The organism is Gluconobacter sp. Dm-73, from assembly GCF_018256215.1.
In the GTDB taxonomy this organism is placed as follows: Bacteria; Pseudomonadota; Alphaproteobacteria; order Acetobacterales; family Acetobacteraceae; genus Gluconobacter; species Gluconobacter cadivus.
Genome location: NZ_JAERLW010000009.1, coordinates 143,517 through 150,219 on the forward strand (window position 1 = coordinate 143,517; position 6,703 = coordinate 150,219).

Here is a 6,703-nt window from a genome sequence, read left to right on the forward strand (position 1 = left end):
CCTCTTATTCCGGCGCGGACGTCTTGCTTGGGGCGGACGTCTTTTTATGCGTGTGATGGTGCTTGCCGGGAAGCGTGTGTATGTCCTTCTGGTTCGACGGGACGGGACCGGTTTCGTTCGTGCTGCGGGTCATGGGGCTGGGGGCTGCGGGAGCGGGCTGGTCCGGCTGTTCCGCTATGGTGCGCGGGTTGGTCGGCAAGGCGTTGTTCGGCTGGCTGATTGTGGAGTTCTGCGCTTTCTGGATCGCGGAGGTTGAGGTCTGTGGCTGATCGTTGCTGGGTGCGCTGACAGCCTGAGCCATTGCAGGAGCGGCGATTGCGGTTCCGAGCAGAAGGCTTGTGGCGAAGAATGCTGTGCGGATGGACATGGATATTCCTTTCCGGAGGAGCGTGCCCGTATGTCGGGGCAGACTCATTGCGATATGGTGTTTTAACTGTCTGTTTGGGATGGAGTTGCATTTCCGTGACGGTTTGGGTGCGGAAATACGGGTATATTGCGTCTATATGCAGGGCATGCGAGAAGCCGGAGAGGGCGTGTCGCCCTGTCGTTTCTGTTGAACCTGCATGCCGGTTCTGCCGGTCCTGAACCCCCTGAAAACAGGAGGATGTCGTGTCAGACAGCACTGCCTACAACTTCCCCTTCACGGTTCTGGACCCACAGCATCAGGAAACCGGCGCGCCTGCGTTCGCAAACGGGCTTGTCTGGGCGGTGCATGCCGTTCCGGGACAGGAACTGCGGACGCTGGGATCGGCTGAGGTGGAGGCGCTTCTGGCGCCGGGACGCCCGCTTGAGAACGAAGGCTGGTACTGGCTGCATTTCGATACGGTGCATAGTTCGGCGCGGGGCTATGTCGCACATCTGCCGGATTTGCCCGAAGACGTTTGTGCCATGCTGGCCGAGACGGAATATGGCATTGCGCTTGAGGCGTTCGAGGATCTGATCTGGGGGGCGCTGCCCGCCTTTGACGATGCGCTGTCCGAAGAAGACCGGGAGATCTGTGCCTGGCGGTTTGCGATGCGCCCGGATCTGCTGATTACGACGCGACGCAATCCCATTCCGGTACTGGGGGCGGCCTATCGCTCCCTGAGGCCGGATCAGATTCCCAGAACGCCTGCGGGGATTATTGACCGGGCCTTGCGGGAATTTACCGGAACTGTTCGGCGTCAGCTCGGGCATCTGGATGATGAGCTGGATCGGGCGGAAGATGTGCTCCTGCTGATCGAGCATCGTTCCGATCTGGGGCATCTGGGGAGTATTGTGGGCAAGGTGCGTCGTCGTGCGACCGAGCTGCGCCGGGTTGTGACGCCAATTGACCGCGTTCTGAAAGACGAGGATCTGGATCTTCCGGACTGGGCGGAGGACGAACTCCGGGACCGTGCGGAGCGGCAGGTTCATGCGGCTCTGGACGATCTGATTGCGCTTCAGGACCGTGCGCGGTCATTGCAGGATGAGCTTGGGTCTAATCAGGCGGAAGAGACCAACCGGCGGCTGTATATCGTTTCCGTCGGGACCACGTTGATGCTGCCCGCGACATTTGTAACCGGCTTCTTCGGGATGAATACCGGCGGGATGTTTCTGGCTCAGGGGTCTTTGGGGACCGTGGAGGCAGGCATTGTCTGTTTCGTCTTCATGAGCGTGACGTTTCTGTTCATGAAGGTGGCGCGTCTGCTCTGATGGTTGTCAGGTTTTTATACGGTACAAAAGAAAAAACCCCCGTGTCTGACACGGGGGTTTTTCGTTAGAGACCTGATTATGATCAGGTGTTGATCAGGTGTTGATCAGGTATTTTGGGGCTTGCGGGAGTTTGCGGCTGCAACAGCCTTGCCCCACTGGACCAGTGTCTTGGTGCAGTCCGTCCGGTCGAGTTTGCACTCGATGAGGGTCGGGCCGCGGGTGTTCTTCTTGGCCTTGGCGATGGCTTCGGCCAGTTCTTCGCCCGTCGTGGCATGCAGGCCGAGACCGTACTTGCCGCTTTCCTCGCCGGGGACGCCCTGATTGAAGCACTGCATTAGAGCGGCGTAGTCCCAGTTCTGGATGTAGTTGTACGGGCCGTCATGGATGGCGATTTCGATGACGTAGCCGTGGTTGTTCACGAGGAAGATGATGACCGGCAGTTCGTAGCGGACCATCTGGGCCACTTCCTGCGCGGTGAGCTGGAAGGAGCCGTCACCGACCATCAGCACATGCTTGCGCTCCGGCGAGCCGGTGGCGTTGCCGAACATGGACGGAACGGACCAGCCGATATGGCCCCACTGCATTTCCGTCTCGACCTTCGCACCTTCGGGAAGGTGCATACGCATGGCGTTGAACCATGAGTCGCCGGTCTCGGCGAAAAGGGTGGTGTTGCCGTCGACCAGTTCGTTGATCTGGCGGGTCATTTCGTCGTTGGTCAGCGGTTTGGCCTGATCGGCCTTCGGCAGGATGACGGGCTTGTATTCGCCGGTCAGAGCTGCGGACTTCTTCGGGGCCTTCTCGCTCAGGGCTTTGACGAATTCCTTGAGGCGGAAGCCGTCGAAGGTCTTGCCGTTGACGGTCACGCGGTCCGGATCGATTTCGAGAACCTTTTCGCCGCGGATAATACTCTTCCAGCCGCCCGAGGAGTAGTCGTTCCAGACGGGAGCAAGGCAGATCACGGCATCGGCGCCTTCGATGATCTCCTGGGCACCGGGGCTGCTGACATCGCCCCAGTAGACGCCCCGGAAGCCGGGATGCGTTTCGGGAAAGTAGCTCTTGGCGGCGGCCATGACCGTCACGGGGCAGCCGAGCTTGTCGGCCAGCTCGACGGTTTCCTTGAGCGCTTCGGCGGCACGCAGCTTGGTGCCGACGAGGATGGCGACCTTGCTGGCCTTGTCGAGGAAGCTCAGGCTCTCGTCCAGAGCGGCCTTGAGGCTGGCTTCGTCGGGGCGTGGATGGGCGTGCAGGGACGACACCGGACCCGGACGGACACAGGGTGCGGCCGAGACGTTACAGGCGATTTCGAGATAGGCCGGCTTCTTCTCGCGCAGCATGGTGCGGATGACGTGGTCGATCTTTGCCGGCGCTGTTTCAGCGGAGGTGATGCTTTCGGCGGCACAGGTAACGTGCTTCGCCATTTCCATCTGGTAGCTGTATTCGGTCGTGCCGATCGTGTGATGCAGGACGTGGCCCGAACCGTGATCGTTAGTGTTTGGCGCGCCGGAAATCACGAGGATCGGCAGGTTCTCGGCGTAAGCACCGCCCAGACCGTTCATGGCGGAAATGGCGCCGACGCTGAAGGTGATGATGGCTGCGGCGGCGCCATTGGCGCGGGCATAGCCTTCGGCGGCGAAGGAGCAGTTCAGCTCGTTACAGTCATAGATCTGCTTGGTGCCGCCCTGTTCGATCATTTGGTCGAGCAGAACGAGGTTGTAGTCACCTGCGACGGCAAAATGATGCTTCAGGCCGATCTGCGTCAGGCGTTCGGAAAGATAATGTCCGACAGTGTAGGTCATGATTTCGATACCTCAGGAGCCATAGGGACGGTCAGATGACTGGATGGTCTGGCGTGCTGACAGGACCATGCAGTCATCCGACCAGAGACAGGCGGATGGCAGGTTGCGGGCTGGTGTCTGAAGCAGAGTTGCGAGGGATGATGTACTGTCAGGGATAGCGGAAAATTATAAAATCCGGGATAGCGATTGTCTGTCGTTAAATAATGGGTGGGGTAAGACAATAAACGGTCCGGTCCGTTGAGACGGTCCCTGAAAACGGCAAGAAAAGAACCAGTTGGCGACATATCTTCCCATGACAGCCGGAAAACAGACCGGCTTCGTATGAAATACCCGCCTGCTTCAGACGCATAAATGTTTAGAACAAAAATTCTGTCTGTGAAGGACATCGATCAAAAATTACAATTAATTGAAAAAACCCTTTCACGTGAGGGAGAATACAATACAGACAGACAATTTCTGTGAAAATTATAAGGACTGAAACGGTCTTGTTCAGGTATTTTAAATAGCAGAATTTGTCATGGTGTGTCGAATATATGGGAGAAATCTTTCCATATATTTCGTTTATAGGGATATTTTTATACTATTTCTGATTGGGTGGGTGTTTCGCGGGATACGGTAAAATGGACAGGTTGGGCGTCGGTATCCCATGTCAGTGCGATTTTGGCGATGGCGCCTGGCATGATCTGGCCGATCTGGATCAGGGTTGTCGTGTTCAGGAACAATGGGAGGGTCCTGTCGCCAAACTGGAGCACGAATCCTTGCTGGAGCGTGGGGGCAGGCAGGGCATTTCCCGCGTCGTCTTGCAGGTTGATGAGATCGGACCTCAGGAACAGGGAGAGGCCGCGCAGCATTTCCATTGTCATGGGGAAGAACTTTTCCCATTCTTTGGGTTCGGGAGCCCAGAGGTCTATTGAATTCGGACCCGTCGGGGAGCTTCTCAGATAGGTTCCGGTTTGTGGGATGAAAAAGACCACATGGTTCGAGGCAAGCTCCCTGAGTTCCATTTCAGGAAAGGGGCGGGGCAGTGAAATCCGCTTTTCTAGACTCGGGTTACAGGGAAGCTGGAAGGGTAGTGGGACGGTAGCGCTGAGGCCCGGAAGGCGCCCTTCCTTAAAGGGAGTGCGGCATAGGGCGTCTTTCAGGGAGTCGTGATCGAGCATCCAGCCGAACCAGTCCATGAACCAGAGGCGGAGTGTCGGAGGGGTCTCAGTCATCATGTCTCCGAAGGCTGTTGGGTGAGGGCCAGACATTTCTTCATGACGCCGGGCAGGGCGGCGCGTTTCGTGGAACGGAACGTGCCGAAAGAGGAATCGATCCCTGCATTATGGCCCTGTGGAAGGCAAGCTTCATAGACCGTGAGGAACAGGGTGAAATGGGTGAAGACGTGGCGGATTTCGCCTTTGCGGGTCCAGTCGGTCAGGCAGGGCGCATGGGTGAGGGCTTCGTTTTCGCTCCAGGGTGCGCTGCGCCAGTCCGTTCCGGGAAGCTCGTCCATGCCGCCCAGCAGGCCTGTGGGAGGGCGGGTTCGCAGCAGGATCTGGCCGTCGGTATCATGCAAGAGGAAATGTGCGCCGTAGCGGGTGGGGGGTGTCTGTTTGAGCTGTTTGGCCGGGAGTCGGGCTGCGATCCCGCTTGCATGGGCGATGCAGGAGGTCTGCCAGGGGCAGGTCAGACAGGCGGGATTGCGGGGTGTGCAGATCGTTGCGCCGAGGTCGAACAGGGCCTGTGCGAAGTCGGAGGGACGGCTTTGGGCGACAGGGTCGGCGTTCAGGAGTGCGGCCTGTTTTGCCAGAAGCGGGCGTGCAGCCGGGAGCGGCTCTTCGGTTGCGTTGAGGCGGGCCGTGACGCGTTCGACGTTGCCGTCAACGGGGACGACGGGGCGCCCAAAGGCGATGGCGGCAATGGCGCGGGCCGTGTAGGCGCCGATTCCGGGGAGGGTCAGTAACTCTGTGACCGTGTCTGGGAAGCCGCCGCGTTCGGAGACCCGTTTCGCACAGGCATGGAGATTGCGGGCACGGGCATAGTAGCCGAGGCCGGCCCAGAGGTGCAGGACGTCTTCGAGCGGAGCCGCCGCGAGGTCCTGAACTGTAGGGTAATGCGTGAGAAAGCGCTCGTAATAGGATATGACGGCTTTGACGGTTGTCTGCTGGAGCATAATTTCGCTCAGCCAGACGGCATACGGGTCTGGACGCTGGCCGGGCAGGCTGCGCCAAGGAAGGGCGCGGCGGTGGTGGTCGTACCAGCGCAGCAGGGCGGATGCATCAGGAGTCACGGGAACGGATATGACGAAGGATCGCGGTTCGGACAAGCGCCCGTTACGAAATACAGCCCGAAAGAAACCGGCGCAGGAGCCTGATGGCTGGGTTCCCGCGCCTGATCGTAACTGGACGCCGCGTCGTTCTGGCACGAAGCAGATCGGGTCTTTCGTTCAGGCGCTGACGCAGCCTGTCTTCAAGAAGAAGCCGCCGGTTCTGGCGCGCCTGATGATGGACTGGGCGGATTTTGTCGGTCCGCGTCTGTCCAAACAGACCGAACCGCGCCGTTTGTCTGCGGGAACGCTGACGCTGGCCTGTGCGGGGCCGATTGCCATGGAGCTTCAGCATCTTGCGCCGCAGATTATCGAGCGCATCAATGTGGCGTGTGGGCTGCGGGGCGAATATGGGATCGAGCGTCTGAAGATTGTTCAGGATCTGGTGGCGTTCGAACGGCCGACGCCGAAGCGCCCGAAACCGTTGCAGATCGAAGTGCCGGATATCGAGGACGAGGAGCTTCGTCTGGCGCTGGAAAGCCTTGGGGGGCATCTTGGCGCGAAGCGGAAGCGAAGGTGACGGAAGTGTTTCACGTGAAACAAGTTGTTTCGTCATGGAAATGCCCTCTTCCTACACGATCTGGTAATGCCGATATGGGACATATGATCGGGCTTTCCCGCAGGAGACTTGCCATGACCCTCACATATAGACCGGCCGCTGCACTGATGCTGGCCTTGCTGGCGTCCACGATTTCCGTTCCCGCTTTTGCCCAGCATGGGGGCGGACCGGGCGGAGGTCCGGGTGGCGGAGGCGGAGGCTTTCATGGCGGCGGAGGCCCCGGTGGGGGCTTTCACGGTGGTGGTATGGGACCCGGTGGTATGGGAGGTGGCTTTCATGGTCCGGGCGGAGGTGGGTTCCGCCCTCCCGGTGGCGGATATCATGGAGGCTGGGGCGGCGGTGGCTATGGCGGTGGCCGTCCCGGCT

The 6,703-nt window shown here is 59.5% G+C and carries 6 protein-coding genes and 1 pseudogene; 3 read left to right on the forward strand and 4 right to left on the reverse strand.

Translation table 11 applies throughout. The features are described from left to right. Window positions 1-4: 4 nt before the first annotated feature. Window positions 5-367 carry a hypothetical protein gene (locus JK176_RS11010; protein WP_211587898.1) on the reverse strand — a complete coding sequence of 121 codons (363 nt, stop codon included), beginning with the start codon at window positions 365-367 and terminating at the stop codon, window positions 5-7. Window positions 368-609: 242 nt separating this feature from the next. Between JK176_RS11010 and JK176_RS11015 the strand changes: the two genes are divergently transcribed. After that, the gene (locus JK176_RS11015; RefSeq protein ID WP_099285912.1) at window positions 610-1,674 is read left to right on the forward strand and encodes a transporter; all 1,065 of its coding nucleotides are present in this window, start codon (window positions 610-612) and stop codon (window positions 1,672-1,674) included. A gap of 104 nt (window positions 1,675-1,778) precedes the next feature. Here the strand turns inward: JK176_RS11015 and JK176_RS11020 are convergent, their stop codons facing one another. The 3 genes from JK176_RS11020 to mutY all read right to left on the reverse strand — a co-directional run bounded on the left by JK176_RS11020 (window position 1,779) and on the right by mutY (window position 5,742). Continuing rightward, window positions 1,779-3,470, reverse strand: coding sequence for an alpha-keto acid decarboxylase family protein (locus JK176_RS11020; protein WP_194262983.1), 1,692 nt, complete (start codon window positions 3,468-3,470; stop codon window positions 1,779-1,781). A 575-nt stretch (window positions 3,471-4,045) separates the two neighbouring features. Then, a complete protein-coding gene (locus tag JK176_RS11025) occupies window positions 4,046-4,684 on the reverse strand; it encodes a hypothetical protein (RefSeq protein ID WP_211587899.1) in 639 nt (212 codons plus the stop codon). Beyond that, window positions 4,684-5,742: an A/G-specific adenine glycosylase gene (mutY, locus tag JK176_RS11030; protein WP_211587900.1), complete on the reverse strand. Its 1,059-nt coding sequence runs from the start codon at window positions 5,740-5,742 to the stop codon at window positions 4,684-4,686. Before mutY ends, JK176_RS11025 begins: the two co-directional genes overlap by 1 nt. 10 nt (window positions 5,743-5,752) lie before the next feature. Between mutY and JK176_RS11035 the strand changes: the two genes are divergently transcribed. Both JK176_RS11035 and JK176_RS11040 read left to right on the forward strand, forming a co-directional pair. Further along, a complete protein-coding gene (locus JK176_RS11035; RefSeq protein ID WP_062032570.1) occupies window positions 5,753-6,298 on the forward strand; it encodes a DUF721 domain-containing protein in 546 nt (181 codons plus the stop codon). A gap of 113 nt (window positions 6,299-6,411) precedes the next feature. Continuing rightward, window positions 6,412-6,703: pseudogene (locus tag JK176_RS11040) on the forward strand (hypothetical protein); the annotation flags it as partial.

Bases quoted from the DNA above. Each gene is read 5' to 3' on its own strand.
- JK176_RS11020 (WP_194262983.1), bottom strand. From the start codon at position 3,470: ATGACCTACACTGTCGGACATTATCTTTCCGAACGCCTGACGCAGATC.
- JK176_RS11025 (WP_211587899.1), bottom strand. From the start codon at position 4,684: ATGACTGAGACCCCTCCGACACTCCGCCTCTGGTTCATGGACTGGTTC.
- JK176_RS11035 (WP_062032570.1), top strand. From the start codon at position 5,753: ATGACGAAGGATCGCGGTTCGGACAAGCGCCCGTTACGAAATACAGCC.
- JK176_RS11010 (WP_211587898.1), bottom strand. From the start codon at position 367: ATGTCCATCCGCACAGCATTCTTCGCCACAAGCCTTCTGCTCGGAACC.